Source organism: Pseudomonas entomophila, assembly GCF_023277925.1.
GTDB lineage: Bacteria > Pseudomonadota > Gammaproteobacteria > Pseudomonadales > Pseudomonadaceae > Aquipseudomonas > Aquipseudomonas entomophila_D.
Genome location: NZ_CP063832.1, coordinates 4,601,848 through 4,626,943, shown reverse-complemented (window position 1 = coordinate 4,626,943; position 25,096 = coordinate 4,601,848). Strand labels below are relative to the sequence as shown.

General features: G+C 64.6%; 24 protein-coding genes. 11 read left to right on the top strand and 13 right to left on the bottom strand.

Annotation, left to right across the window (positions count from 1 at the left end; all coding sequences use genetic code 11):
* Positions 1–89: 89 nt before the first annotated feature.
* Positions 90–992: an Hsp33 family molecular chaperone HslO gene (hslO, locus tag IM733_RS20510; RefSeq protein WP_248918246.1), complete on the bottom strand. Its 903-nt coding sequence runs from the start codon at positions 990–992 to the stop codon at positions 90–92.
* A gap of 108 nt (positions 993–1,100) precedes the next feature.
* Between hslO and IM733_RS20505 the strand changes: the two genes are divergently transcribed.
* Positions 1,101–1,901 (top strand): phosphatase PAP2 family protein, encoded by an 801-nt coding sequence (locus tag IM733_RS20505; protein ID WP_248918245.1) that lies wholly within the window; start codon positions 1,101–1,103, stop codon positions 1,899–1,901.
* A gap of 97 nt (positions 1,902–1,998) precedes the next feature.
* On the opposite strand, the gene IM733_RS20500 is transcribed toward IM733_RS20505, so the two are convergent.
* Positions 1,999–2,400: an RNA-binding S4 domain-containing protein gene (locus IM733_RS20500; RefSeq protein ID WP_248918244.1), complete on the bottom strand. Its 402-nt coding sequence runs from the start codon at positions 2,398–2,400 to the stop codon at positions 1,999–2,001.
* A 109-nt stretch (positions 2,401–2,509) separates the two neighbouring features.
* On the opposite strand from IM733_RS20500, the gene IM733_RS20495 reads away from it, so the two are divergent.
* Positions 2,510–2,992 carry an ATP-dependent zinc protease family protein gene (locus IM733_RS20495; protein WP_432760378.1) on the top strand — a complete coding sequence of 161 codons (483 nt, stop codon included), beginning with the start codon at positions 2,510–2,512 and terminating at the stop codon, positions 2,990–2,992.
* A complete protein-coding gene (gene rimK / locus IM733_RS20490) occupies positions 2,989–3,894 on the top strand; it encodes a 30S ribosomal protein S6--L-glutamate ligase (protein ID WP_011531656.1) in 906 nt (301 codons plus the stop codon). Before IM733_RS20495 ends, rimK begins: the two co-directional genes overlap by 4 nt.
* Before the next feature lie 136 nt (positions 3,895–4,030).
* On the opposite strand, the gene IM733_RS20485 is transcribed toward rimK, so the two are convergent.
* The gene (locus IM733_RS20485) at positions 4,031–5,344 is read right to left on the bottom strand and encodes an ATP-binding protein (RefSeq protein ID WP_248918243.1); all 1,314 of its coding nucleotides are present in this window, start codon (positions 5,342–5,344) and stop codon (positions 4,031–4,033) included.
* Positions 5,345–5,438: 94 nt separating this feature from the next.
* Entirely contained in the window at positions 5,439–6,179 is a 741-nt protein-coding gene (gene ompR, locus IM733_RS20480) for an osmolarity response regulator transcription factor OmpR (RefSeq protein WP_011531654.1), read from the bottom strand.
* A gap of 230 nt (positions 6,180–6,409) precedes the next feature.
* On the opposite strand from ompR, the gene IM733_RS20475 reads away from it, so the two are divergent.
* From IM733_RS20475 to IM733_RS20460, 4 genes are all read left to right on the top strand, one after another.
* Complete coding sequence (locus IM733_RS20475; protein WP_248918242.1) at positions 6,410–8,737, top strand: Tex family protein; 2,328 nt, start codon at positions 6,410–6,412, stop codon at positions 8,735–8,737.
* Positions 8,737–9,120 (top strand): PaaI family thioesterase, encoded by a 384-nt coding sequence (locus tag IM733_RS20470; RefSeq protein WP_248918241.1) that lies wholly within the window; start codon positions 8,737–8,739, stop codon positions 9,118–9,120. Before IM733_RS20475 ends, IM733_RS20470 begins: the two co-directional genes overlap by 1 nt.
* Before the next feature lie 237 nt (positions 9,121–9,357).
* A complete protein-coding gene (gene gshA / locus IM733_RS20465; RefSeq protein ID WP_248918240.1) occupies positions 9,358–10,935 on the top strand; it encodes a glutamate--cysteine ligase in 1,578 nt (525 codons plus the stop codon).
* Positions 10,935–11,567 (top strand): TetR/AcrR family transcriptional regulator, encoded by a 633-nt coding sequence (locus tag IM733_RS20460; RefSeq protein ID WP_248918239.1) that lies wholly within the window; start codon positions 10,935–10,937, stop codon positions 11,565–11,567. The genes gshA and IM733_RS20460 overlap by 1 nt, the downstream gene beginning before the upstream one ends.
* A gap of 116 nt (positions 11,568–11,683) precedes the next feature.
* On the opposite strand, the gene IM733_RS20455 is transcribed toward IM733_RS20460, so the two are convergent.
* From IM733_RS20455 to IM733_RS20420, 8 genes are all read right to left on the bottom strand, one after another.
* Positions 11,684–11,899, bottom strand: coding sequence for a TOBE domain-containing protein (locus IM733_RS20455; RefSeq protein ID WP_008095172.1), 216 nt, complete (start codon positions 11,897–11,899; stop codon positions 11,684–11,686).
* 29 nt (positions 11,900–11,928) lie between these two features.
* The gene (gene ssuB / locus IM733_RS20450) at positions 11,929–12,741 is read right to left on the bottom strand and encodes an aliphatic sulfonates ABC transporter ATP-binding protein (RefSeq protein ID WP_248921208.1); all 813 of its coding nucleotides are present in this window, start codon (positions 12,739–12,741) and stop codon (positions 11,929–11,931) included.
* A complete protein-coding gene (gene ssuC / locus IM733_RS20445) occupies positions 12,741–13,538 on the bottom strand; it encodes an aliphatic sulfonate ABC transporter permease SsuC (protein WP_248918238.1) in 798 nt (265 codons plus the stop codon). The genes ssuB and ssuC overlap by 1 nt, the downstream gene beginning before the upstream one ends.
* An 11-nt stretch (positions 13,539–13,549) precedes the next feature.
* Positions 13,550–14,698 carry an FMNH2-dependent alkanesulfonate monooxygenase gene (ssuD, locus tag IM733_RS20440; RefSeq protein WP_248918237.1) on the bottom strand — a complete coding sequence of 383 codons (1,149 nt, stop codon included), beginning with the start codon at positions 14,696–14,698 and terminating at the stop codon, positions 13,550–13,552.
* Positions 14,699–14,757: 59 nt separating this feature from the next.
* Complete coding sequence (locus IM733_RS20435) at positions 14,758–15,723, bottom strand: sulfonate ABC transporter substrate-binding protein (RefSeq protein WP_248918236.1); 966 nt, start codon at positions 15,721–15,723, stop codon at positions 14,758–14,760.
* Between the two features lie 96 nt (positions 15,724–15,819).
* On the bottom strand, positions 15,820–16,413 hold the full coding sequence (ssuE, locus tag IM733_RS20430) for an NADPH-dependent FMN reductase (protein ID WP_248918235.1): 594 nt from the start codon (positions 16,411–16,413) through the stop codon (positions 15,820–15,822).
* Between the two features lie 330 nt (positions 16,414–16,743).
* On the bottom strand, positions 16,744–17,382 hold the full coding sequence (locus tag IM733_RS20425; RefSeq protein WP_011531644.1) for a peroxiredoxin: 639 nt from the start codon (positions 17,380–17,382) through the stop codon (positions 16,744–16,746).
* A gap of 165 nt (positions 17,383–17,547) precedes the next feature.
* On the bottom strand, positions 17,548–18,891 hold the full coding sequence (locus tag IM733_RS20420; protein WP_248918234.1) for an OprD family porin: 1,344 nt from the start codon (positions 18,889–18,891) through the stop codon (positions 17,548–17,550).
* Positions 18,892–19,522: 631 nt separating this feature from the next.
* On the opposite strand from IM733_RS20420, the gene tauA reads away from it, so the two are divergent.
* The 4 genes from tauA to tauD are packed head-to-tail and all read left to right on the top strand — an operon-like array spanning position 19,523 to position 23,005.
* Positions 19,523–20,494: a taurine ABC transporter substrate-binding protein gene (tauA, locus tag IM733_RS20415; RefSeq protein ID WP_248918233.1), complete on the top strand. Its 972-nt coding sequence runs from the start codon at positions 19,523–19,525 to the stop codon at positions 20,492–20,494.
* A gap of 13 nt (positions 20,495–20,507) precedes the next feature.
* Positions 20,508–21,287 carry a taurine ABC transporter ATP-binding subunit gene (tauB, locus tag IM733_RS20410; protein ID WP_248918232.1) on the top strand — a complete coding sequence of 260 codons (780 nt, stop codon included), beginning with the start codon at positions 20,508–20,510 and terminating at the stop codon, positions 21,285–21,287.
* Positions 21,284–22,123, top strand: a complete 840-nt coding sequence (tauC, locus tag IM733_RS20405) for a taurine ABC transporter permease TauC (protein ID WP_248918231.1) — start codon at positions 21,284–21,286, stop codon at positions 22,121–22,123. Before tauB ends, tauC begins: the two co-directional genes overlap by 4 nt.
* 48 nt (positions 22,124–22,171) lie before the next feature.
* Entirely contained in the window at positions 22,172–23,005 is an 834-nt protein-coding gene (tauD, locus tag IM733_RS20400; protein WP_248918230.1) for a taurine dioxygenase, read from the top strand.
* A 69-nt stretch (positions 23,006–23,074) separates the two neighbouring features.
* Here the strand turns inward: tauD and betT are convergent, their stop codons facing one another.
* Positions 23,075–25,036, bottom strand: a complete 1,962-nt coding sequence (betT, locus tag IM733_RS20395) for a choline transporter BetT (RefSeq protein ID WP_248921207.1) — start codon at positions 25,034–25,036, stop codon at positions 23,075–23,077.
* Between the last annotated feature and the right edge of the window lie 60 nt (positions 25,037–25,096).

Sequence of the window (25,096 nt, the reverse complement as noted above, 5' to 3'; positions counted from 1 at the left end):
TGCCAGAAACGCCCAAAAAAAGTAGGCCCCTCCTGTCAGAACTGCGCTTTTGCGCGGTTAGACAGGAGAATGTCCTGTAGTGAAGCGTTTCAGTGCTGAGTTTCTGACGGTACGTCAGTACCACCACCAGCGAACAATTGCGCAACATCGCTCGCATCGAAGAGATAGCGCTCATTGCAGAACTGGCAATCGATCTCGACTTGGCCGCCGCATTCCTCGACCAACGCCTTGGCATCCTGCTCGCCGAGGCTGACCAGGGCATTGCTGGAGCGCTCGCGCGAGCAACTGCAACGGAAGCGTAGCGGTTGGATGTCGAACAGACGAACCGCGTCCTCGTGGTAGAGGCGGTGCAGCATGGTTTCGTTGTCCAGGCCGAGCAGCTCCTCGGCCTTGACGGTGTTGGCGAGGGCCTTGACGTGGGCCCAGCTTTCCTCGCGCTCCTCGATATCCTTGTGGATTTCGGCCGGCAGTTGCTGCACCAGCAGGCCGCGGGCGCGCATGCCATCGGCAGTCAAGGAGATGCAGGTGTTCACCTGCTGAGACATGACGAAGTAGTTGGTGAAGCACTCCGACAGGTCCTTACCGTCAAGTTCAACGGTGCCCTGGTAGCGCTGGCCGTTGACCGGGATGATGGTCAGCACCAGGTGGCCGCCTGGCATCAGGTCGGCGAGGCCGGCGTCAGGCTTGATCTGGTCGGCCTCATAGCGCGCCAGACCGCGAATGTCGTGCTCGCTGGTGTATTCGATGGCCAGCAGCGGAACCGGGCCCTGGGACTGCGCCTGAAGAATCAGCAGACCATCGAACTTCAAGGTGCCGACCAGCAGCGCGGCGGCAGCCATCAGTTCGCCCAGCAGTTGTTGGACTGGCTGCGGGTACACGTGCTTGGCCAGCACCTCGGCATAGCTGCGTTCCAATGCGACCATCTCGCCGCGCACATCGCGGTCGTCGAACAGGAAGCGTTGGGTGAAATCGGTATCTGGCAAGTCGCTCATGGTTGTCTGGCTTTCTGAAAATGATTACAAAATAATTACAGGAGACTGAAAGGTCTGTCGTAGAGCGCTCGCAAAGCGCTCATTTGCCGCTGGAGATCGAGGTATTTTATGGATAATCGACCACTGTTCCAAGCAAGGTGGTCCTGGGGCCCCTTGGCAGCCTGCACGCTGCTGCCCATCGCCCTACTGTGTTTCTGGTTATGGCCCGTTGGCCAGATCCTTTGCCTGACTTTCGACGAGTGGCTGTTCCACAGCCTCAACGCCCCGCTGGCCGACAACGTGGTCTGGCGCTCCATCTGGGCGCTCGGCAGCCTGCGGCCGTTCGACATCCTGGTCGGGTTGATCATGCTGTCGCTGCTGGTTCGCGGCGATTGGGTGTTCAAGGCCATCCATGTTCGCCAGGCGTTTTTCGCCTTCCTGGTGACCCTGCTCCTCTTAGTGGTGATTCGCGCGCTGTTTTCCAAGTGGGTCAGCGCAATGGGCTGGCAACACAATAGCCCATCGATGGTGTTCGACAACGCCGTGCACCTGAGCGACTACTACCCGAACCTGGAAAAGAAGTGGGAGCTCAAGGACCGTTCCAGCCAGAGTTTCCCCGGTGACCACGCCTCGGTGCTGCTGATCTGGGCACTGTTCATGAGCCTGTTCAGCCGGCGCCTGGTACAGCACCTGGCGATCTGGGCGCTGGCCTGCCTGTTCATGCTGCCGCGCCTGGTGGCGGGTGCGCACTGGGGGCAGGACGACTACATCGGCGGGTTGCTGATGGCCGTGCTGGCCTTGGGCTGGAGCTGCCACACGCCGCTGGCAGCCAAGGCCAGCGCAGCACTGGTGCGCTGGACGGCGCCGTTGTTCGATTGGCTCGGCAAGCTACCGTTGGTCAGGCGGATGAGCGTCATCCGCGCGGCCTGATCACAGGCCCTTTAGGAGCCAGCCTTGCTGGCGAACGACGCCAATACGCAGGTTCGCCAGCAAGGCTGGCTCCTAGGCACTCAGGCCAGGTCGCTGGTCATTCGAAACTGCCATGCAGCTGGTGAATCTGCCGCCGCTGCTTCTTGGTCGGCCGCCCGTCGGTGGTCACACCCATCGCCCCCGCCTTACGCATTTCAGCGGCCTGCTCGCGACGCTTCATACTCTCGGCCGTTTCCTCATACAGCGTCTGCGCCTCCGGCGCCCCACGCCGCACCACCGACAATGCCTTAACCACCACGGTGCGCTCGTCGAAGCCGGTGCGCAGCACGAACTCGTCACCCACCCGCGGCTCCTTGCCCGGCTTGCAACGCTCGCCCCGGCAATGCACCTTGCCGCTCTCGATGGCCGCCTTGGCCAGGGCGCGGGTCTTGTAGAAGCGCGCCGCCCACAGCCATTTGTCCAGGCGCACCTTGTCGTCGTCTTCAGGCTTTTGTGCCATGGTTTTTCCTCGAATTCTGTCTTTCACGGAACTGTACTACCGTGACTGACGGATGCAAAAAATCCGTGCCGTCATTACAGTTCACCACCTCATCCGCAGGGCACGCTTCGTGAAGACATTTGACCACCTGACTGTGATCGGCCTGCGCGAGTGGGTCGCCCTGCCCGACCTCGGTGTCGCTGGCCTGCGCGCCAAGATCGACACCGGCGCCAGCACCTCCAGCCTGCACGCCACCGACGTCGAGCCCTTCGAACGCGACGGCCGGCAGTGGGTGCGTTTCACCGCGCACCTCGGTTCGGTGGTGCAACTGCGCCATCGCCGCTGCGAGGCGCCGCTGGTGACCATGAAGACCATCAAGAGCTCCAACGGCCACGCCCAGGCCCGCTACGTGATCCGCACCAGCCTGGCGTTGGGCGACCGGGTCTGGGAGGTCGAGTTCACCCTGGCCTGCCGCAAGAACATGCGTTACCGGCTGTTGCTGGGCTCCAAGGCGCTCATCCACGGCCAGCTGGTGGTCAACCCCGGCCTCAAGTACGTCCAGGACAAACCGGCCTTCCCGGCCACCCTTTCCCCTGTCACAGGTGCTGCATGAAGATCGCTGTGCTGTCGCGCAATCCGCGTCTGTATTCCACCCGCCGCCTGGTCGAGGCCGGTACCCAGCGGGGCCACGAAGTGGTGGTGATCGACACGCTCCGGGCCTATATGAACATCGCCAGCCACAAGCCGCAGATCCACTACCGCGGCAAACCGCTGGAAGGTTTCGACGCGGTGATCCCGCGCATCGGTGCCTCGGTCACCTTCTACGGCTGCGCGGTGCTGCGCCAGTTCGAGATGATGGGGGTCTACCCGCTCAACGAGTCGGTGGCCATCGCCCGCTCGCGGGACAAGCTGCGCTCCCTGCAACTGCTGTCGCGCCGCGGCATCGGCCTGCCCATCACCGGTTTCGCCCATTCCCCGGACGACATCCCCGACCTGATCCAGATGGTCAACGGCGCGCCCTTGGTGATCAAAGTGCTCGAAGGCACCCAGGGCATTGGCGTGGTGCTGTGCGAGACCACTAAAGCCGCCGAATCGGTGATCGAGGCGTTCATGGGCCTGAAGCAGAACATCATGGTCCAGGAGTACATCAAGGAGGCCGGCGGCGCCGACATCCGCTGCTTCGTGGTGGGCGACAAGGTGATCGCCTCGATGAAGCGCCAGGCCAAGCCCGGCGAGTTCCGCTCCAACCTGCACCGCGGTGGCGTGGCCAGCCTGATCAAGATCACGCCCGAAGAGCGCATGACCGCCATTCGCGCGGCCAAGGTGATGGGCCTGAGCGTGGCAGGGGTGGATATCCTGCGCTCGAACCATGGGCCGCTGGTGATGGAGGTGAACTCATCACCGGGGCTGGAGGGGATCGAGGTGACCACCGGCAAGGACGTGGCCGGGATGATCATCGAGCACCTGGAGAAGAACAGCGGGCCGAATCAGACGCGGACCAAGGGCAAAGGATAAGCAAGATACGCCCCCCTGTAGGAGCCGGCTTGCCGGCGAAGGGGCCAGTACAGGCAGCACAAGGTAACCGTCCAGTGCTGCCGTTGCGGGCCCTTTCGCCAGCAAGGCTGGCTCCTACAAGAGCTTGGGCTTGTCATTACACGGCGTTACGCGGCAGCAACAGCCCCAGCGGCAACCTCACCCGCGCCTCGATCCCGCCACCGGAGCGGTTGCGCAACTCAACATTGCCGCCATGCTGAGCGGCAATCCGTTTGACGATCGCCAACCCCAGCCCGGTGCCCTTGCCGCCTCGCGCCCGATCACCCCGAATGAACGGGTTGAAGATGGTCTCCAGCTCCGATTCGTCGATCCCCGTGCCACGGTCCAGCACGCTGAGCACCACATAAGGGGCGCTTTGATCGCCCGATACATAGGCCGCCACCTCGACGCCCTTGCCGGCGTGGTGCAAGGCATTGCCGATCAGGTTGCCGAGCATGCGCTTGAGCGACACCCGCCGCAGCGGGAAGGGCGGGATCGGCTCCAGGCACAGGCGCACCTGCTCCTTGTGCTGGTTGTAGGGCGCCACCACCTCGTAGATCAGGTCGTTCAGGTCGACCTCCTCCACCGGCTCGTCGCGCCCGTCACGAATGAAGGCCAGGAACTGGTCGAGAATCGCGTCCATGTCCTCGATATCGCGGACCATATCGTCGCTGAGGTCGCTTTCGTTGCCCATCAGCGACAGCGACAAGCGCAACCTTGTAAGCGGTGTGCGCAGGTCATGGGAGACCCCGGCAAGCATCAGTTCACGTTCACGCCCGGCCTGTTCGACGTCCTCGGCCATCTGGTTGAAGGCGCGGTACACCTCGGTCATCTCGCTGGGAGTATCGCTGATGGGCAGGCGCACGCTGCGCCCCTGGCCCAGTTGGCGGGCGGCGAACACCAGGCGTTTGAGCGGCTGGTTGAGCTGGCGCACGAAGATCCAGGCCGAGGCCGTGGACAACAGGCCGATGGCCAGGAACCAGCCGAGCACGTTCCAGATCTTCTGCCCGCGCAGCGGGTGTGGGTACAGCGGCACCTTGAGCCAGCCGGGGCCCAGGCTCGGGGCATTCACCCAAAGCGCGGGCGGCGCGTGGATGCGCAGGCGCACTTCGGTGTCCTCGCCCAGTTCCGCCTGCATCTGGCGCTGGTAGATCTCGCTGTAGGGCCAGTGCTGCTCGCCCTCCGGCACACCGGAACCGGTGACCCGGATCAGGCCTGCGGCCTCGGCGATCTTGTCGCGGTTCTCTTCATCCGCCGCCCAATAGGCGCGTAACGTCAGTGCTACGCCGTGGCTGTACTGGCGGTCGACCAGCACGTCCTCGTTCATCAGCAGGTACACCAGCGTCAGTGCCTTGGAAAACAGCACGACGATCAGCACCAGCCACAAGGTGCGGGCGAAGAAGCTTTGCGGGAACCAGAGAGGGGTTTTCATCGATCAACTACTGTGCTGAAAAGGCCGGGCGCCACAGACGAAAACAGGGCGACTCGCATGAGTCGCCCTGCTGCACCCGGACGAGCCGGCAGGCTCATTTGCCGGCGTTTCCGTCCGGCACGAAGACGTAGCCCACACCCCATACGGTCTGGATGTAGCGGGGCTTGGACGGGTCAGGCTCGATCATCCGGCGCAGCCGCGAGATCTGCACGTCGATGGAGCGCTCCAGGGCGTCCCACTCGCGACCACGGGCCAGGTTCATCAGCTTGTCGCGGGTCAGCGGCTCGCGGGCATGCATCACCAGGGCCTTGAGCACGGCGAACTCACCTGTGGTGAGCATGTGCGTCTCTTCGCCGCGCTTGAGTTCGCGGGTGGCCAGCGACAGCTCGTAGTCGCCGAAGGTGACGGTCTCTTCCTCGCTGCCAGGGGCACCCGGCACGCTCGGGGCCTGGCGGCGCAGCACGGCCTTGACCCGGGCCACCAGTTCGTCGGGGTTGAACGGTTTGGCCAGATAGTCGTCGGCGCCCAGCTCCAGGCCCTTGATACGGCTGAGCTCATCGCCCTTGGCGGTGAGCATGATGATCGGGATCTGGTTGTTCGACGCGCGCAGGCGCTTGCAGGCGGACAGGCCGTCCTCGCCCGGCAGCATCAGGTCGAGCACTACCAGGTTGAACACTTCACGAGCCAGCAGGCGGTCCATCTGTTCGACGTTCGGTACGGTGCGGACACGGAAGCCCTTGCTGGTGAAGAAACGGTCCAGCAGGCTGCTCAGGCCCGGGTCGTCGTCGACGATGAGAATCTTGTCGCCTTCTACGGCGTTTGCGGTGCTGGTCATGAATGTCTCCTCTGATATCGCCGCGCATTATGGCGTAGCCATTGCAGCGCGTGCCGTGTGCATTGTTAGCAGATTTTTCCCGGCATGCCACTGTCGACCCATTGTCGGCTGGCGCCGCGCCATCACCGCAAGCTCGGCGCGATGGGTATAATGCGCGGCTTTCACCCAGCGCCGCCGGGCCTGAGCGCCCACCCCGCGGCCTAGCATTCACTATTTGTCAGGTGGTTTTCATGGACAGCATCAACAGCCGTATCGCCGAGGAACTGGGCGTGCGCCCGCAACAGGTCGAAGCGGCCGTGGGCCTGTTGGACGAAGGCTCGACCGTGCCCTTCATCGCCCGTTACCGCAAGGAAGTGACCGGCAGCCTGGACGACACCCAACTGCGCCACCTGGAAGAGCGCCTGCGCTACCTGCGTGAACTCGACGAGCGCCGCGCCAGCATCCTGGCCAGCATCGAGGAGCAAGGCAAGCTGACCCCGGAGCTGGCCCGCGAGATCAAGCTGGCCGACACCAAGACCCGCCTCGAAGACCTGTACCTGCCGTACAAGCAGAAGCGCCGCACCAAGGGCCAGATCGCCCTGGAAGCCGGCCTGGGCGATCTGGCCGACGGTCTGTTCAACGACCCGCAACTGAACCCGGAAAGCGAAGCCGCGCGCTTCGTCGACGCCGAGAAAGGCGTGGCCGACGTCAAGGCCGCCCTGGAAGGCGCCAAGTACATCCTCATGGAGCGCTTCGCCGAAGACGCCGCCCTGCTCGACAAGCTGCGCAACTTCCTCAAGCAGGAAGCGGTGCTGACCGCCCGCGTTGTGGCCGGCAAGGAAGAGGAAGGCGCCAAGTTCCGCGACTACTTCGCCCATGATGAACTGCTGCGCACCGCGCCATCGCACCGTGCCCTGGCAATCTTCCGCGGGCGTAACGAAGGCGTGCTGAGCGCCTCGCTCAAGGTCGGCGAGGAGCTGCCGGGCACCCTGCACCCGTGCGAGCTGATGATCGGCAACCATGTCGGCATCGAGAACCGCAACCGCCCGGCCGACAAGTGGCTGGGCGAGGTGGTGCGCTGGACCTGGAAGGTCAAGCTGTATACCCACCTGGAAACCGACTTGTTTGGCGAGCTGCGCGACAACGCCGAAGGCGAGGCCATCAACGTCTTCGCCCATAACCTGCACGACCTGCTGCTGGCAGCCCCGGCCGGCCCGCGCGCAACGCTTGGCTTCGACCCGGGCCTGCGCACTGGCTGCAAGATCGCCGTGGTCGACGCCACCGGCAAGCTGCTGGACCACACCACGGTCTACCCACACGCGCCGAAGAACGACTGGGACCGCACGATTTCCATCATGGCCGCGCTGTGCGCCAAGCACTCGGTCGAGCTGATCGCCATCGGCAACGGCACCGCCAGCCGCGAAAGCGACAAGCTGGTGGCCGAGTTGGTCAAGAAATACCCAGCCCTGAAGATCACCAAGATCATGGTCTCCGAGGCCGGCGCCTCGGTGTACTCGGCGTCGGAGCTGGCTGCCCGCGAGTTCCCTGACCTGGATGTGTCGATCCGTGGCGCGGTGTCCATCGCCCGCCGCCTGCAGGACCCACTGGCGGAACTGGTGAAGATCGACCCGAAATCCATCGGTGTCGGCCAGTACCAGCACGATGTGTCGCAGGTGAAGCTGGCCCGTGGCCTGGACGCTGTGGTCGAGGACTGCGTGAACGCCGTGGGCGTGGACGTCAACACCGCCTCGGTGGCGCTGCTGACGCGCATCTCCGGCCTCAACGCCACGCTGGCGCAGAACATCGTCGCCCACCGCGACGCCAACGGCCCGTTCACCACCCGCGCGGCGCTGAAGAAGGTCAGCCGCCTGGGCGAGAAGACCTTCGAACAGGCCGCCGGCTTCCTGCGCGTGATGAATGGCGACAACCCGCTGGACGCCTCGGCGGTGCACCCGGAGGCCTACCCGCTGGTACAGCGCATCGCCGCCGACACCGACCGCGACATCCGTTCGCTGATCGGCGACAGCAGCTTCCTCAAGCGCCTGGACCCGAAGAAGTTCACCGACGAAAGCTTCGGCCTGCCAACCGTCACCGACATCCTCCAGGAGCTGGACAAGCCTGGCCGCGACCCGCGCCCCGAGTTCAAGACCGCCACCTTCCAGGACGGCGTCGAGGACCTCAAGGACCTGGAGCCGGGCATGATCCTCGAAGGCGTGGTGACCAACGTCACCAACTTCGGCGCCTTCGTCGACATCGGTGTGCACCAGGATGGCCTGGTGCACATCTCGGCGCTGTCGGAGAAGTTCGTCAAAGATCCGCGTGAAGCGGTCAAGGCCGGCGACGTGGTCAAGGTCAAGGTCATGGAAGTGGACATCCCGCGCAAGCGCGTCGGCCTGTCCATGCGCATGAGCGACACCCCAGGCGAGAAGGTCGAGGGCAACCGTGGCGGTAACCGGGGTGGCAATGGCGGCAACCGCCAGCAACAGGCGCCACGCCCACGCGAAACCACCGCTGCGGCACCGGCCAACAACGCCATGGCGGCACTGTTCGCCAACGCCAAGCAATTGAAGAAGAAGTGATGGACATCGCGCCGCAATATGTCGAAAGCGCCTTCAGTCAGCTCCTGGGCTGCCGCCTGCAACGCCTGGACACGGGCGTGGCCGAGGTGGCCCTGGCACTGGAGCCGCACCTGCGCAACCGCGGGCAGAAGCTGCACGGCGGGGCGATCTTCAGCCTGGTGGACATCACCATGGGCCTGGCCTGCTCGGCCAGCCATGGCTTCGACCAACAGAGCGTGACCATTGAGTGCAAGATCAACTACCTGCGCGCCGTCAGTGAAGGCGAGGTCGTGTGTACCGCCCGTGTGCTGCACGCCGGGCGACGCACGCTGGTGGTCGACGCCGACGTGCTTCAGGGCGACAAACTGGTGGCCAAGGCACAGGGAACCTTCGCGGTTCTCTAGCTGATGTAGCTATATCTGCGGTATTTTCGTCAGCCTATGTTCCCTTTCGCCGGCAAGGCCGGCCCCTAAACCATCCTGGTGGGAGCCGGCCTTGCCGGCGAAAGGGCGCAGAACCGACGCTGAGCCTAGCCGGAACCGCGAAAACCAGGCGACAACGCCAGTTCCTTTCCCCACTACCCTTGTAGACCGTCACCTCTACCCCCATATTGGGCCGACTGACGCGTGAAGGAATCCATCTTGAGCGACCTCCTCAACCGCCGCCTGAGCCTGCTCGGCGCGAACCTCGACCTGCTCAAGCAGTGCCTGCACGGCATTGAGCGCGAATGCCTGCGCGTGACCGACGATGGTCGCCTGGCCCAGACCCCGCACCCCGAAGCCCTGGGTTCGGCGCTGACCAACGAGCAGATCACCACCGACTACTCCGAGTCGCTGCTGGAGTTCATCACCCCGGCCCTGGCGGACCCTGCCAAGGTGCTCGACAGCCTCGAGGAGATCCACCGGTTCGTCTACACCAAGCTGGGTGGCGAATACCTGTGGAGCCCGTCGATGCCCTGCGCGCTGCCGGCTGAAGACGACATCCCGATCGCCGAGTACGGCACCTCGAACATCGGCAAGCTCAAGCACGTCTACCGCAAGGGCCTGGCCCTGCGTTACGGCCGCACCATGCAGTGCATCGCCGGCATCCACTACAACTTCTCCCTGCCCGAGGCGCTGTGGCCGCTGCTGCGCGACGCCGAAGGCGGCGAGCAGAGCGACCGCGACTACCAGTCCTCGGCCTACATCGCGCTGATCCGCAACTTCCGCCGCTACAGCTGGCTGCTGATGTACCTGTTCGGTGCTTCTCCAACCCTGGACAAAGGCTTCCTGCGCGGCCGCCCGCACCAGCTCGAAGAGCTGGATGAACAGACGCTCTACCTGCCCTATGCCACCAGCCTGCGCATGAGTGACCTGGGCTACCAGAGCAACGCCCAGGCGGGCCTGACGCCCTGCTACAACAACCTGGCCAGCTACACCGACAGCCTGCGCAAGGCGGTGGGCACGCCCTACCCGCCGTACGTCGAAGTGGGCACGCACAAGGATGGCGAGTGGGTACAGCTGAACACCAACATCCTGCAAATCGAGAACGAGTACTACTCGAACATCCGCCCCAAGCGCGTAACCTACACCGGCGAGCGGCCGATTCAGGCCCTGATGTCCCGTGGCGTGCAATACGTGGAAGTGCGCTGCCTGGACATCAACCCGTTCCTGCCGGTGGGCATCGACCTGCCCGAGGCGCGCTTCCTCGACGCCTTCCTGCTGTTCTGCGCGCTGGAAGAAAGCCCGCAGCTGGACAACGGCGAGTGCGGCCAGTGCACCGACAACTTCCTCACCGTGGTCAAGGAAGGCCGCCGCCCTGGCCTGGAGCTGCGCCGTGACGGCCAGCCGATAGCGCTGAAGGCCTGGGCCAGCGAGCTGATCGAACGTATCGGCCAGTTGGCCGACCTGCTCGACAGCGCCCACGGCGGCAATGCCCACGCCAAGGCCCTGGAAATGCAGCAGGCCAAGGTCAACGACCCAGAGCTGACGCCATCGGCCCTGGTGCTGGCGCGCATGACCGAGCATAAGGAGACCTTCGTCCAGTTCTCCCTGCGCCAGAGCCGCCTGCATGCCGCGACCTTCCGCGAGCAGCCGCTGCCCGCCGAACGCCAGCAAGCCTTCGAGACCCTCGCCCGCGAATCCCTGGCCGAGCAGTCGCGCCTGGAACAGCAGGAAGTCGGCGACTTCGACCTGTTCGTCGGCGCCTACCAGGCCAGCATCCTGGCAATCAGCAACTGATGAACCGCACCACCACCCCGCGCAAGCCACGCGCCAGCAGCCAGGCCAGGATCGAAGCGATCCTGGCTGCCGCACGCGAACTGCTGGCCAATCAAGGCGTGGCGGCGCTGTCGATCTACAGCGTCGCGGAACGGGCGCAGATCCCGCCGTCGTCGGTGTATCACTTCTTCGCCAGCGTCCCGGCGTTGCTCGAAGCCCTGACCGCCGATGTACACCGGGCTTTCCGCGAGGCCTTGAGCGCACCGATCGACAGCGCCGCGTTCAGCACCTGGCACGGCCTGTCGCGGCTGATCGAGCAGCGTATGCTCGACATCTACAACGAGGACACCGCGGCGCGCCAGCTGATCCTGGCCCAGCATGGGCTGAGTGAAGTGGTGCAAGCCGACCGCCAGCACGACCTGGAGCTGGGCGAGCTGATGCACCGGCTGTTCGACCGGCATTTCCAGTTGCCGGCGATGCCGAAGGAGGTGGATGTGTTCGCGTTGGCGATGGAGCTGAGCGACCGGGTGTATGCCCGCTCGATGCAGTTGCACGAGCAGATCACCCCGCGCATGGCGGAGGAAGGGATGCGGGTGTTCGAGGCTTACCTGGGGCTTTACTTGCCGCCTTATCTGGCCAAGCGCCCAGCCTGAACCTGGCACAACACCTGTAGGAGCGGCTTCAGCCGCGATGCAAGCACCGCGGTGTCAGGCACCCGCTTTGCGGGTGATCGCGGCTGAAGCCGCTTCTACAAGCACCGTGCACGGCATCAGAGCTTGGCGATGGACACCTCGGTCGATTTGACGAAGGCGATCACTTCGCTGCCCACCTGCAACTCCAGCTCCTTCACGGAACGGGTAGTGATCACCGAGGTGACGATGCCGGAGGCGGTCTGCACGTCGATTTCCGACAGTACCGGGCCTTCGAGGATTTCCTTCACGGTGCCTTTGAACTGGTTGCGAACGTTGATGGCTTTGATGGTCATGGCGTGCTTCCTTTGGCTGGTTTCAGGGTTCAGTGGGCCCAACGCAGGTGCGTGGGCAAAGGGGCTACAGGTTCCGGCTCGGGCGGGGTGCCCGGGACCGACAGGACACGGTTGAGCACTTCGCTCTCCAGCGCCGCCAGGCGGTGCGAACCACGTACCCGCGGCCGTGGCAGGTCGACGACCAGGTCCAGGCCGACGGCGCCGTCTTCGATCAGGATCACCCGATCAGCCACGGCGACGGCTTCGCTGACGTCGTGGGTGACCAGCAGCACGGTGAAGCCATGCTGGCGCCACAGGCGCTCGATCAGTTGCTGCATCTCGATACGGGTCAGGGCGTCCAGCGCGCCGAGCGGCTCGTCCAGCAGCAGCAGGCGCGGCTGGTGAATCAACGCTCGGGCCAGGGCCACCCGCTGTTTCTGGCCACCGGACAAGGCCGCCGGCCATTCGTGGGCGCGCTCGGCCAGGCCGACCGCTTCCAACGCCTCCAGGGCGCGGGGCCGCCAGTTGCCGGACAACCCCAGCCCAACGTTGTCGATCACCTTCTTCCAGGGCAGCAGGCGCGCATCCTGGAACATCAGCCGGGTGTCCTCGCGGGCCTCGGCCAGCGGCGCGGCGCCGGCCAGCAGCTCGCCGCCGCTGGGCTGGTCGAGCCCGGCCAGCAGGCGCAGCAAGGTGCTCTTGCCGCAGCCACTGCGGCCGACGATGGCGACGAACTGGCCGGCCGGGATGTGCAGGTCGACACCGCGCAGCACTTCACGCTGGCCGAAGGTGCGGCGCAGGTCGTTGGCCGCCAGGGGGATGCCACGCAGCAGGCGCGGCGGCTGTTCCTTGAGCACGGTCATCATGCGCCCTGCCTCTTCGCCACCTGGTACGCCGGGTGCCAGCGCAGCCACACACGTTCCAGGCCACGGGCGGCCAGGTCGGCGCACTTGCCAAGCACCGCGTACAGGACGACGGCCAGCACCACCACGTCGGTCTGCAGGAACTCCCGGGCATTCATCGCCAGGTAGCCGATGCCGGCGTTGGCCGAGATGGTCTCGGCGACGATCAGCGTCAGCCACATGAACCCGAGGGCGAAGCGCACACCGACCAGGATCGACGGCAGCGCACCCGGCAGAATCACCTGGCGGAACAGCGCGAAGCCCGACAACCCGTAGCTGCGCGCCATCTCCACCAGTGCCGGGTCGACGTTGCGAATGCCGTGGTAGGTGTTCAGGTAGATGGGGAACAGCGTCCCCAACGCCACCAGGAAGATCTTCGCCGACTCGTCGATACCGAACCACAGGATCACCAGCGGGATCAGCGCCAGGTGCGGCACGTTGCGGATCATCTGCACCGAGCTGTCGAGCAGGCGCTCGCCCCAGGTCGACAAGCCGGTGATGAAGCCCAGCAACAGCCCCAGGCTGCCACCGATGAGAAAACCAAGGCCGGCACGCCAGCCACTGATGGCCAGGTGGGTCCAGATTTCGCCGCTGCGCACCCGTTCGACGCCTGCGCTCACCACCGCGCTCGGGGCCGGCAGGATGCGGGTCGACAGCCAGCCAGCGCTGACCGCCAGCTGCCACACCGCCACCAGCAGTATCGGCAGGGCCCAGGGCGCCAGGCGCTTGGGCCAGGTGCTTGAAGATGCACGACTCATGGCCTCGGTCCTCAGCTCTGCGACACGGACTTGGGCAGGATGTCGTTGGCGACCATTTCACCGAACGGGCTGACATAGCCACCGGTTTTCGGCTGTTCCGGGCGCTGCACGTCCAGGTGCGGGAACAGCAGCTCGGCGACACGGTACGACTCTTCCAGGTGGGGGTAACCGGAGAAGATGAAGGTGTCGATCCCCAGCTGCGCATACTCGTTGACCCGCGCCGCGACGGTCGGGCCATCGCCCACCAGCGCGGTGCCGGCACCGCCACGCACCAGGCCAACGCCGGCCCACAGGTTCGGCGCCACCTCCAGCTTGTCGCGCTTGCCGCCGTGCAGGGCGGCCATGCGTTGCTGGCCGACCGAGTCGAAACGCGCCAGCGAAGCCTGCGCGCGGGCGATGGTGTCGTCGTCCAGGTGCGAAATGAGCTTGTCGGCGGCGGCCCAAGCCTCTTCGTTGGTTTCCCGCACGATGACATGCAGGCGGATACCAAAGCGCACTTCACGGCCAAGGGCTGCGGCTTTCTCGCGCACCTGGGCGATCTTCTCGGCCACGGCGGCCGGCGGCTCGCCCCAGGTCAGGTACAGCTCGACCTGCTCGGCGGCCAGGTCCTGGGCGGCGTCGGACGAGCCGCCGAAATACAGCGGCGGGCGCGGTTGCTGGATCGGTGGATAGAGCAGCTTGGCGCCCTTCACCTGGAGGTGCTTGCCATCGTAGTCAACCACTTCGCCTTCGAGCACCTTGCGCCAGATGCGAGTGAACTCCACCGACGCCTCATAGCGCTCCTGGTGGTTGAGGTGCAGGCCGTCGCCGGCCAGTTCGTCCGGGTCACCACCGGTCACCAGATTGAACAGCGCGCGGCCATTGGACAGCCGGTCCAGGGTGGCTGCCTGACGCGCCGCCACGGTCGGCGAAATGATCCCCGGGCGCAGGGCGACCAGGAACTTCAGGCGCTCGGTCACCGGGATCAGCGACGCCGCCACCAGCCAGGAGTCCTCGCAGGAGCGCCCGGTGGGGATCAGCACGCCGCCGAACCCAAGACGATCGGCGGCTTGGGCGATCTGGCTCAGGTAACCGTGGTCGACGGCGCGGGCGCCTTCGGTGGTGCCCAGGTACTTGCCGTCACCGTGGGTGGGGAGGAACCAGAAGATGTTAAGGCTCATTGGAGTTGTCTCCTCAGGGGTGGCTCAAGCCGGGGCGGCGCCCCGGCACGGCGAATCGTTCAAGGCGCGCTGGCGACCTTGGCCGGGGGTGTCCAGATCACGTCCTTGATGCTCAAGGGCTTGGGGATCAGCTTCAGGGCCGTGAAGGTGTCGGCGATCTTCTGCTGCGCGGTGATGACTTCCGGAGTCAGCGGCGTGGCGCCGTAACCCTGGCGTTTCACCGAGGTGAGCGTGATGTCGGCGGGCAGGCCAAGCAGCGGCGCGACCTGGTCGGTGACCTGCTGTGGGTTGGCCTGGGACCACTGGCCCACGGCGCGCACTTCCTCGACCAGGGTGTTGATCACCGCCGGGTGCTGAGTGGCATAGCCACGGGTGGCGAGGTAGAACTGGTGGTTGTCGACCAGGCCCTTGCCGTCGCGCAGAACGCGGGCTTGCAGCTGTTGCTCGGCGGCAGCCTGGTACGGGTCCCAGATCACCCAAGCATCCACGCTGCCACGCTCGAAGGCGGCGCGGGCGTCGGCGGGCGGCAGGTAGACAGGCTGGATGTCGGCATAGGTGAGGCCGGCGTCTTCAAGGGCGCGAACCAGCAGGTAATGGACGTTCGAGCCCTTGTTGAGGGCGACTTTCTTGCCCTTGAGCGCTTTCACCGACTGGATCGACGACCCCTTGGGCACAAGAATCGCCTCGCTGTGTGGCGCAGGCGGCTCGTAGGCGACGTAGAGCAGGTCGGCGCCCGCGGCCTGGGCGAACACTGGCGGCGTTTCGCCCGTCACGCCGAAATCGATGGAGCCGACGTTGAGCCCTTCGAGCAACTGCGGGCCGCCGGGGAACTCGGTCCATTGCACCTGGATGCCCTGCTCGGCCAGGCGCTTCTCCAGCGAGCCCTTGGCCTTGAGCAGCACCAGGGTGCCGTATTTCTGGTAACCGATGCGCAGGCTCTCGGCCTGGGCTTGGGTGATGGCGCCGAAGGACACAGCCGCCGCAAACAGGGCGACCAGACCGCGACGCAAGAAGACTGTGCGCATGGCGCTCTCCTGTGCGAGTGGGGTTCGGGTAGCACCTGCTTGCCTCGTTGGCGGGCGAGTAAGGTGGGAACAGCGATGAAGCGGTGGAGGCTGGGTTCAGATGCTCCAGCGGGCATTGATCAGGCGTTCGTTGAGCACGCCAGGGGCGACTGGCCGAGGCCGGCGCGCCAGGGCGCTGTGGAACGTTTCCAGCAAATCCAGCAGGCGCTGCTCGAGGGCGGGCGCCAGTTGCGCGGGCTTGCTGCCTTCGCCGTAGGTGATCTGGCCGTCGTCGGCGAAGATCCCTTGCAGGGTCTCCTGCGCCTTGAGGGCCGACAGCACGGGTTTGAGCGCGTAGTCCACGGCGAGCATGTGGGCGATGCTGCCGCCGGTAGCGATCGGCAGTACCACTTTGTGTTCCAGGGCGCGCTCGGGCAGCAGGTCGAGCAGGGTCTTCAGCGCGCCGGCGAACGATGCCTTGTATACCGGGGTGGCGACCACCAGGCCGTCAGCTTGGGCCACCAGTTCGTTGAAGTGGCGCACTTGCGGGCTGTCGAAACGCGCGTGGAGCAGGTCCTCGGCGGGGAATTCCCGCACCTGGAAGGTCACTACCTCGACGCCGCGCTCCTGCAGCCAGTCGCGCGAGCGATCTAGCAGCACGCCGGAGCGTGAACGAAGACTGGGGCTACCACCGACAGATACAACCAGCATTGAAAGCGCTTCCTTCGAATCAATTCAGGGCCGCGAGGGGTTGGCCCCGCTGGATGGAAATGACATTAACAGCTCATCACATATATCTATAAATCATATTTTTTATGTATTTATTCTATTTTGAGATATTGAATAACACCCCCTGTAGGAGCGGCTTCAGCCGCGATCACCCGCGAAGCGGGTGCCAGAAACCGCGGTGCTTGCATCGCGGCTAAAGCCGCTCCTACAGGGATACAGGGATCGTGCATAGCGTTCGGCAGGCATAAAAAAGGGCCGTCGAAACGGCCCGAAGATCCCTGCTTGGCTAAGCGCAATACAACGAGGAATTCCTTAACGATTCGGTTGCGGAGTCAGCCGCAGATAGGGTTTTACCGCCCGATACCCTTTCGGGAAGCGCTGTTTGATTTCGTCTTCATCCTTCAGCGACGGTACGATCACCACCTCGTCGCCGTCCTGCCAGTTGCCTGGGGTGGCGACCTTGTAGTTGTCGGTCAGCTGCAACGAGTCGATCACCCGCAGGATTTCGTTGAAGTTGCGCCCGGTACTGGCCGGATAGGTGATGGTCAGGCGCACTTTCTTGTTCGGGTCGATGACGAACAGCGAGCGCACGGTGAGGGTGTCGCTGGCATTGGGGTGGATCAGGTCGTAGAGGTCGGATACCTTGCGGTCGGCGTCGGCGATGATCGGGAAGTTGACCACGGTATTCTGGGTCTCGTTGATGTCATCGATCCACTTGTGGTGCGAGTCGACCGGGTCCACCGACAGCGCGATGGCTTTCACGCCGCGCTTGGCGAAATCATCCTTGAGCTTGGCGGTCAGGCCCAACTCGGTGGTGCACACCGGGGTGAAGTCGGCCGGATGGGAGAACAGCACGCCCCAGCTGTTGCCCAGCCATTCGTGGAAGCGGATCTTGCCGGCGCTGGAATCCTGTTCGAAATCGGGGGCGATGTCGCCGAGTTTGAGGCTCATGGAAGCGGCTCCTGTGCTGTGTCTGGCCTGGGTGGGTTCAATGTGCCTGCTTCCGACTAACAATAAAAAGAATAATTATCGATTTATTTATAACCAGAAAGAATACAAATCCACAGGCATAAAAAAGCCTCGCACTAGGCGAGGCTTTTTCTGTGCAGCTACGACTTACATGAAGGCGTAAGTGTAGTTGACGATGAAGCGGGTCTGGTCCTGGTCTTTGGTGAACTCGTTGCTCGAGCCACCGCTGCCACGGTACACGCCCTGGCGCAGGCTGAAGCCCAGGCCTTTGAAGGTACCTTGCTGGATGGTGTAGTCGACGCGAGCATCACGCTCCCACTCGTTGTAGGTGCCGTGGCCGCTCTTGTAGCGAATGTCGTCACCGCGCAGGTAGGCGACGGAAGCCTTCAGGCCCGGCACGCCCAGGGCGGCGAAGTCATAGGAGTACTGACCGAAGTTGGTGTTCTCGCCAGCACGGGCGAACTGGTTGATCATGCTGTCGGTGAACAGGTAGAAGCTGGAACCGCCAGCGCCTTCGGAGGTGCCGCTGTCGTTGACCAGGTTGCCCTGGCCCATCCAGACGAAGCCGCCGTCGTCGCCGACTTGCTGGCGACCGAGCATCAGCGCGTGGCCACCCAGGGTGTAGGTGAACATGGCCGACCAGGTCTTGTTGTCGATCTTGCCGGTGTTCTTGGCGTAGCCGCCGTTGTTGCTGAAGTTGTAGGTGGCGTCGTGGCCGTTCTTGCCGTCGCTGCTGCTGTCGAAGTAGCGCAGGTCGGTCTTGAACGACTGGTTGTCAGCGATCTTGAAGACGTGGGTCGCGCCCAGGAAGTGCTGTTTGTAGAAGTCTTCCAGGTTCGAGTAGTAGTACTGCAGGGTCAGGTCTGGAGTGAGCTTGTAGTCCAGGCCACCGTAGCGGAACTTGTTGCTCTCGGCGGTAGCGCCGGCAACGGACAGGCCAGTGCGGTTGCTCGAGGCACGGCCCATGGCGTGGGTCAGCTGACCGGCGTTGATGGTCAGGTTGTCGATTTCCTTCGACTGGATGGTGCCACCCTCGAAGGTCTGCGGCAGCAGACGACCGTCGTTGGAGACCAGGATCGGCAGGTTCGGGGCTAGGGCGCTACCGAAGTGCGCTTCGGTCTTGGAGAAGCGTGCCTTGGCGTTGCCGCCGATGCGGGCCCACTGGTCCGCGGCACCCTTGCCATCATCCGGGAAGAAACCACCTTTGTGGTAACCCTTGCCGCCGTCCAGACGGATGCCCCACAGGGCCTGGGCATCAACGCCGAAACCAACGGTACCCTCGGTGAAGCCCGAGATGTAGTCGAGCTTGAAGCCCTGGCCGGATTCACGCTGGTCCGGACGGACGCTGCCGTGGGCCTCACGGTTGTCGTTGTTGAAGTACATGGTGCGCGAGCTCAGGGACAGCTTGCTGTCCTCGATGAAACCTGCAGCGCCTGCTTGTTGGGCGAGAACCCCCAGTGCCACGGCCAGGGCCAGGCTGGACTTGTACATGCTTTGCTCCTCTACGTTCTAATTTTTGTGCGTCTCAAGCGGCGGGATCTTCTGTCCCACTCGCCTGGATTGGCGATTTAGCACCAAAGCGTGACCGCCAAGTCAATCGTTGACGGCCGATTTGCGACTTTGGTCTAACCCGCAACCTGCGCTACAGGATAATGACAATCCTATAAATCCAAAATGACCGTTTTATGAATCTGTAAGATTTTTCCGGAATAACATTGGAACCTTTACTGCCATTCGATGTATCGACGCTGTCAATCATACCTTTAGGTTATGTGCAAACGTTTGCCGTCAAGCGGCCCGTTGCTTGCCTCAACAGGGCCGAGAGAGGCTAGCAGGGAACCCGGATTCCGCCAGTCGGCGACCGAGCACCCTCTGTAGGAGCGGCTTTAGCCGCGATGCAGGCGCTGCAGTATCCGGCACCCGCTTCGCGGGTGATCGCGGCTGAAGCCGCTCCTACAGAAGTTGAATCCGATCAATGGGTTGAGTTTTGTTCCATGGGAGCCGGCCAGCCTCAGAGCATTTGGCTTTTAAGCTAATGCAAAAAAGTTATTTATTTTTAGTTTCTTAGATCATCTAGTCTTCTCGCCATCCATACCCCATTTGCCTGACGAGAGGTTCAACCATGATCCCGCATGCTCCGCTGCGCCTGTTCGCCGCCCTGACCCTCGCCAGCGCCAGCTGGTTGGCCCAGGCCGCCGACCTGACCGTCGCCTACCAGACCACCGTCGACCCGGCCAAGGTGGCCCAGGTCGATGGCACCTATGAAAAGGACAGCAAGGCCAGCATCGACTGGCGCAAGTTCGACAACGGCGCCGACGTGATCACCGCCGTGGCCTCGGGCGACGTGCAAATCGGCTACCTCGGCTCCAGCCCCCTGGCCGCCGCCGCCACCCGCAAGCTGCCGGTCGAGACCTTCCTGATCGCCACCCAGATCGGCGCCGGCGAGGCGCTGGTCGCCCGCGACAGCATCAAGACCCCGCAGGACCTGGTCGGCAAGAAAGTCGCCGTGCCTTTCGTCTCCACCGGCCACTACAGCCTGCTGGCCGCGCTGAAGGCCTGGAACATCGACCCCTCGAAGGTGCAGATCCTCAACTTGGCGCCACCGGCGATCATCGCCGCCTGGAAGCGCGGCGACATCGACGCCACCTACGTCTGGGACCCGGCCCTGGGCGTGGCCAAGGAGAACGGCAAGGTGCTGATCACCTCCGGCGAGCTGGCCGAGAAAGGCGCGCCGACGTTCGACGCCTGGATCGTGCGCAAGGACTTCGCCGCCAAGCACCCGGAGATCGTCAGGTCGTTCGCCAAGGTCACCCTCGACGCCTACGCCGACTACCGCAAGGACCCGAAAGCCTGGCTGGCCGACAAGGACAACGTCGCCAAACTGGTCAAGTTGTCCGGTGCCAAGCCCGCCGATATTCCGGTGCTGCTGCAGGGCAACGTCTACCCCCTGGCCGCCGACCAGGCCGATGCCCTTGGCGCACCGACCACCCAGGCGCTGACCGACACCGCCACCTTCCTCAAGCAGCAGGGCAAGGTCGAAGCCGTGCTACCGGACTACTCGCCCTACGTCAGCGCCCAATACCTGCCCAACTGATCCGGAGCCCGTCATGGCCTTGCTTGAACTGGAGCGCATCAGCGCACAGTACCCCGGCGCCACTACCCCGGTGCTGGCCGACATCAACCTGAGCCTCGGGCCACGCCAGTTGCTGGTGGCCCTCGGGCCTTCCGGCAGCGGCAAGACCTCGTTGCTCAACCTGATCGCCGGGTTCGTCGCCCCCAGCGGCGGGCGCATCACCCTCGACGGTGCGCCGGTGCAAGGCCCCGGTGCCGAGCGTGGCGTGGTGTTCCAGGACGATGCCCTGCTGCCCTGGCAGGACGTGCTGGCCAACGTCGCCTTCGGCCTGGAGCTGGCCGACGTGCCCCGCCTACAGCGCGAAACCAAGGCCCGCGAAATGCTGGCGCTGGTGGACCTGGCGGGCTTTGCCGAACGGCGTATCTGGCAACTCTCGGGCGGGCAGAAACAACGCGTGGGCCTGGCCCGTGCGCTGGCCGCCGACCCGCGGGTGTTGCTGATGGACGAGCCCTTCGGCGCCCTCGACGCCTTCACCCGCGAACAGATGCAGGAGCTGCTGCTGCAGGTCTGGCAGCGCACCGCCAAACCGGTGTTCCTGATCACCCACGACATCGAGGAAGCGGTGTTCCTCGCTACCGAACTGGTGCTGTTGGCGCCCAACCCCGGGCGTGTGGTCGAGCGCCTGCACCTGGACTTCGGCCAGCGCTATGCCGCAGGCGAGTCGGCCCGAGCGATCAAGTCCGATCCCCGTTTCATCGAAACCCGCGAGCACGTGCTGGCGCGGGTATTCTCGCAACGCCAGGAGTCCGCATGAGCAGCATCGAATTGCCGGCCGGCGCCAAGCAGGCACAACGGACACCACCTGTGGTGAAAACCCGCAAGCCCTTGCCGACCCGCTGGATCAGCACCCTGACCCTCACCAGCCTGCTGCTGGCCTGGTGGCTGGTGACCGCTGCCGGCTGGATCGAGCCGCTGTTCCTGCCTGCACCCGGCGATATCCTGGCCAAAGGCTGGACCCTGCTCACCCAGGGCTACATGGACGCCAGTCTGTGGCAGCACCTTGGCGCCAGCCTGGGCCGCATCGGCCTGGCGTTGATCGCCGCGACGCTAACCGCCATCCCGGTGGGCCTGGCCATCGGCTACAACCGCGTGGCCCGTGGCATCCTCGACCCGCTGATCGAGTTCTACCGGCCGATCCCGCCACTGGCCTACCTACCGCTGATCGTGATCTGGTGCGGCATCGGCGAGCTGTCGAAAGTGCTGCTTATCTACCTGGCGATCTTCGCCCCGATTGCCATCGCCACCGCCACCGGCGTGCGCACCGTCGACCCGGCCAGACTGCGCGCCGCCCAGTCGCTGGGCGCCACCCAGGCTCAGCTGATCCGCCACGTGATCCTGCCCAGCGCCCTGCCCGACATCCTCACCGGTATCCGCATCGGCCTGGGCGTGGGCTGGTCGACCCTGGTCGCCGCCGAACTGATCGCCGCCACCAGCGGCCTGGGCTTCATGGTGCAGTCGGCGGCGCAGTTCCTGGTCACCGACGTGGTGGTGCTGGGGATCCTGCTGATCGCCCTGATCGCCTTCGCCCTGGAAATGGGCCTGCGCGCCCTGCAGCGCAAGCTGGTGCCCTGGCATGGCCAAAGCCATTGATAGCCGAATGACCACGCCGGCAACCCGGCACCTGGAACGAGAAATGACATGAGCCTGACCGTAACCCCTCTCAGCCCGGCCCTCGGCGCGCAGATCAGCGGCGTGGACATCAGCCGCGAGATCACCGTCGAACAGCGCGACGCCATCGAGCAGGCGCTGCTCAAGCACCAGGTGCTGTTCTTCCGCGAGCAGCCGATCACTCCCGAGCAGCAGGCGCGTTTCGCCGCGCGCTTCGGTGACCTGCACATCCACCCGATCTACCCCAACGTGCCGGAAACGCCGCAGGTGCTGATCCTCGACACGGCGGTCACCGACGTGCGCGACAACGCCGTGTGGCACACCGACGTGACCTTCCTGCCGACGCCCGCGCTGGGCGCGGTACTGAGTGCCAAGCAGTTGCCCGCCTACGGTGGCGATACCTTGTGGGCCAGCGGCATCGCCGCCTTCGAAGCGTTGTCGGCGCCGCTGCGCGAGATGCTCGACGGGCTGACCGCCACCCATGATTTCACCAAGTCGTTCCCGCTCGAGCGCTTCGGCACCACGCCGGACGACCTGACGCGCTGGGAGGCGACCCGGCGCAACAACCCGCCGCTGGCGCACCCGGTGGTGCGCACCCATCCGGTCAGCGGGCGCAAGGCGTTGTTCGTCAATGAAGGGTTCACCACGCGCATCAACGAATTGAACGAGCAGGAGAGCGAAGCGCTGCTCAAGCTGCTGTTCGCCCATGCGACGCGACCGGAGTTCAGCATTCGCTGGCGTTGGCAGGAGAACGACGTGGCGTTCTGGGACAACCGCGTGACACAGCATTTCGCGGTGGATGATTACCGGCCAAGCCGGCGGGTAATGCACCGGGCGACCATCCTGGGGGATGCGCCTTTCTGAAGGGGGTTCGCCGGTAAGCCGGCCCCTACGGTGGATGCGTAGGAGCCGGCTTGCCGGCGAACAGCAGTGCTAACGCACCAGATGCAGGTACTGCATGTGCCGCTCGTACTGGTCGAGGATGTCGTTGATGATCTGCTCCTTGCTGTAGCCCACCAGGTCGTAGTTCTGGCTGCCTTCGCTCAGGTGCACCTCCGCCCGGTAATAGCGGCGGTTCTTCAACTCCTGCGTGCCCAACCCACCCAGCGCGAACGAGGGCGTGAAGTACCCACGCATCTGCACCTGGTAGATGAACGGCTGCTCCTCGCCATGGCCGACTTTCAGGCTGACGTTGTCGTGGCTCGGGTCATCCTGGGTGACCAGCACCAGGCCCTTCTGCTCGAACACCTCGCGTACCTCGGCGATCGCCGGGCGCACCACGTCGTCCATGAAACGGTACACCTCGTCCCGCGACGGGAAGTGCACGGCCTGGCTCAGGCGCTGGCGCCAGCCACCACGCCCGCGCCGCGACTGGGCGAACGGCGCCAGCGAATGCATCTGCGCGATCTGCCGCTGGCTCTCGAGATAGAAGGCCTTGTGCAGCCCCCACATCATGCTCAGCAGGATCAGCGAGAACGGCAGCGAGGTCAGCACCACCGCCGACTTCAACGAATCGATGCTGCCGGCGAACAGCAGCCCCCCGGTGATCAGCGCGGTCATCGCGCCCCAGAAGATCCGCAGCCAGTTCGGGCCATCCTCGTCGGCGCCGCCGCCCTTGGCCGACAGCGTCGACAGCACCACGGTGCCGGAGTCGGCCGAGGTGACGAAGAACACGAAGCTGATGAACACCGTCACGGCGATCACCGTCTTGCTCCAGGGGTAGGTTTCCAGCAGCAGGTACAGGCTCATCGACGGGTTGTCGAGGGCCGACTGGCCGAGGGCGGTCAAGCCGTGGTCGAGCACCTGGGTCATGGCGCTGTTGCCGAAGATCGACATCCACGCCAGGGTGAAGCCCAACGGGATCAGCAGTACGCCGAAGACGAACTCGCGGATGGTGCGCCCGCGCGAAATGCGCGCGATGAACAGGCCCACAAACGGCGCCCAGGCAATCCACCAGGCCCAGTAGAACACCGTCCAGCCACCCAGCCAGTCGCGGTTCTCGCCATAGGCGTATACATCGAAGCTCTTGCGCGGCAAGGCACCGAGGTAGTCGCCGAGGTTCTGGATCAAGGTGTTGAACAGGTGCTGGGTGGGGCCGGCGAACAGCACGAACAACAGCAGCGCGCAGGCCAGGAACAGGTTGATGTCGCTCATCACCCGCACCCCCTTCTCCACCCCTGCGACCGCCACGGCCACCGCCGCGCCCATCATCAGGGCGATCAGCAACACCTGCACCCACTGGCTGTGGCTGATGCCGAACAAGTAGTCGAGGCCGGCATTCAGGTGCAGCACGCCAAAGCCCATGTCGGCGCCCAGGCCGAACACCGTGGCGATGATGCCGAAGCCGTCCACCGCATAGCCGATCGGGCCATTGATGCGCTTGCCGATCAGCGGGTACAGCGCCGAACGCAGGGCCAGCGGCAGGTTGTGCCGGTAGGCGAAGTAGGCCAGCGCCATACCGACGAAGGCGAACACGCCCCAGCCGTGCAGGCCCCAGTGCAGGAACAGGATCTGCATCGCCTGGCGCCCGGCCTCGGCCGTGCCCGCTTCGCCCTGCGGTGGCTGCAGCATGTGGGTCAGCGGCTCGGAGACGCAGAAGAAGAACAGGGTGATGCTGATGCCGGCGGCAAACAGCATGCCGGCCCAGGACAGGTAGCTGAACTCGGGTTCGTCATGGTCGGCACCGAGCTTGAGCTTGCCGTAGCCGGACAAGGCGGTGACCACCACGAAGACCAGGTACAGGGTCATGGCCAGCATGTAGTACCAGCCGACGGTGTTGGCCGCCCAGTTCTGTGCCGCCAGCAACCACTCGCCAGCGGCTTGCGGCTGAGCGATGACCACCAGGCCGAAGACAAGGATGAAACTGGCCGCGAAGTAGAACACGGGGGGGTTCATGCGGATCTTGCCGTTGGCAAGCTCGGGGGTCGGTGCACTCATTGAACGGGCACCTCGTCG

Coding starts and splice junctions, on each gene's coding strand:
- IM733_RS20485 (WP_248918243.1), bottom strand. CDS start 5,344: ATGAAAACCCCTCTCTGGTTCCCGCAAAGCTTCTTCGCCCGCACCTTG.
- hslO (WP_248918246.1), bottom strand. CDS start 992: ATGAGCGACTTGCCAGATACCGATTTCACCCAACGCTTCCTGTTCGAC.
- rimK (WP_011531656.1), top strand. CDS start 2,989: ATGAAGATCGCTGTGCTGTCGCGCAATCCGCGTCTGTATTCCACCCGC.
- IM733_RS20425 (WP_011531644.1), bottom strand. CDS start 17,382: ATGAGCCTCAAACTCGGCGACATCGCCCCCGATTTCGAACAGGATTCC.
- IM733_RS20455 (WP_008095172.1), bottom strand. CDS start 11,899: ATGACCATCAAAGCCATCAACGTTCGCAACCAGTTCAAAGGCACCGTG.
- IM733_RS20475 (WP_248918242.1), top strand. CDS start 6,410: ATGGACAGCATCAACAGCCGTATCGCCGAGGAACTGGGCGTGCGCCCG.
- ssuE (WP_248918235.1), bottom strand. CDS start 16,413: ATGCTGGTTGTATCTGTCGGTGGTAGCCCCAGTCTTCGTTCACGCTCC.
- tauB (WP_248918232.1), top strand. CDS start 20,508: ATGGCCTTGCTTGAACTGGAGCGCATCAGCGCACAGTACCCCGGCGCC.
- tauC (WP_248918231.1), top strand. CDS start 21,284: ATGAGCAGCATCGAATTGCCGGCCGGCGCCAAGCAGGCACAACGGACA.
- ompR (WP_011531654.1), bottom strand. CDS start 6,179: ATGACCAGCACCGCAAACGCCGTAGAAGGCGACAAGATTCTCATCGTC.
- IM733_RS20435 (WP_248918236.1), bottom strand. CDS start 15,723: ATGCGCACAGTCTTCTTGCGTCGCGGTCTGGTCGCCCTGTTTGCGGCG.
- IM733_RS20460 (WP_248918239.1), top strand. CDS start 10,935: ATGAACCGCACCACCACCCCGCGCAAGCCACGCGCCAGCAGCCAGGCC.
- ssuC (WP_248918238.1), bottom strand. CDS start 13,538: ATGAGTCGTGCATCTTCAAGCACCTGGCCCAAGCGCCTGGCGCCCTGG.
- tauA (WP_248918233.1), top strand. CDS start 19,523: ATGATCCCGCATGCTCCGCTGCGCCTGTTCGCCGCCCTGACCCTCGCC.
- ssuB (WP_248921208.1), bottom strand. CDS start 12,741: ATGACCGTGCTCAAGGAACAGCCGCCGCGCCTGCTGCGTGGCATCCCC.
- IM733_RS20420 (WP_248918234.1), bottom strand. CDS start 18,891: ATGTACAAGTCCAGCCTGGCCCTGGCCGTGGCACTGGGGGTTCTCGCC.
- IM733_RS20470 (WP_248918241.1), top strand. CDS start 8,737: ATGGACATCGCGCCGCAATATGTCGAAAGCGCCTTCAGTCAGCTCCTG.
- IM733_RS20505 (WP_248918245.1), top strand. CDS start 1,101: ATGGATAATCGACCACTGTTCCAAGCAAGGTGGTCCTGGGGCCCCTTG.
- betT (WP_248921207.1), bottom strand. CDS start 25,036: ATGAACCCCCCCGTGTTCTACTTCGCGGCCAGTTTCATCCTTGTCTTC.
- tauD (WP_248918230.1), top strand. CDS start 22,172: ATGAGCCTGACCGTAACCCCTCTCAGCCCGGCCCTCGGCGCGCAGATC.
- ssuD (WP_248918237.1), bottom strand. CDS start 14,698: ATGAGCCTTAACATCTTCTGGTTCCTCCCCACCCACGGTGACGGCAAG.
- IM733_RS20500 (WP_248918244.1), bottom strand. CDS start 2,400: ATGGCACAAAAGCCTGAAGACGACGACAAGGTGCGCCTGGACAAATGG.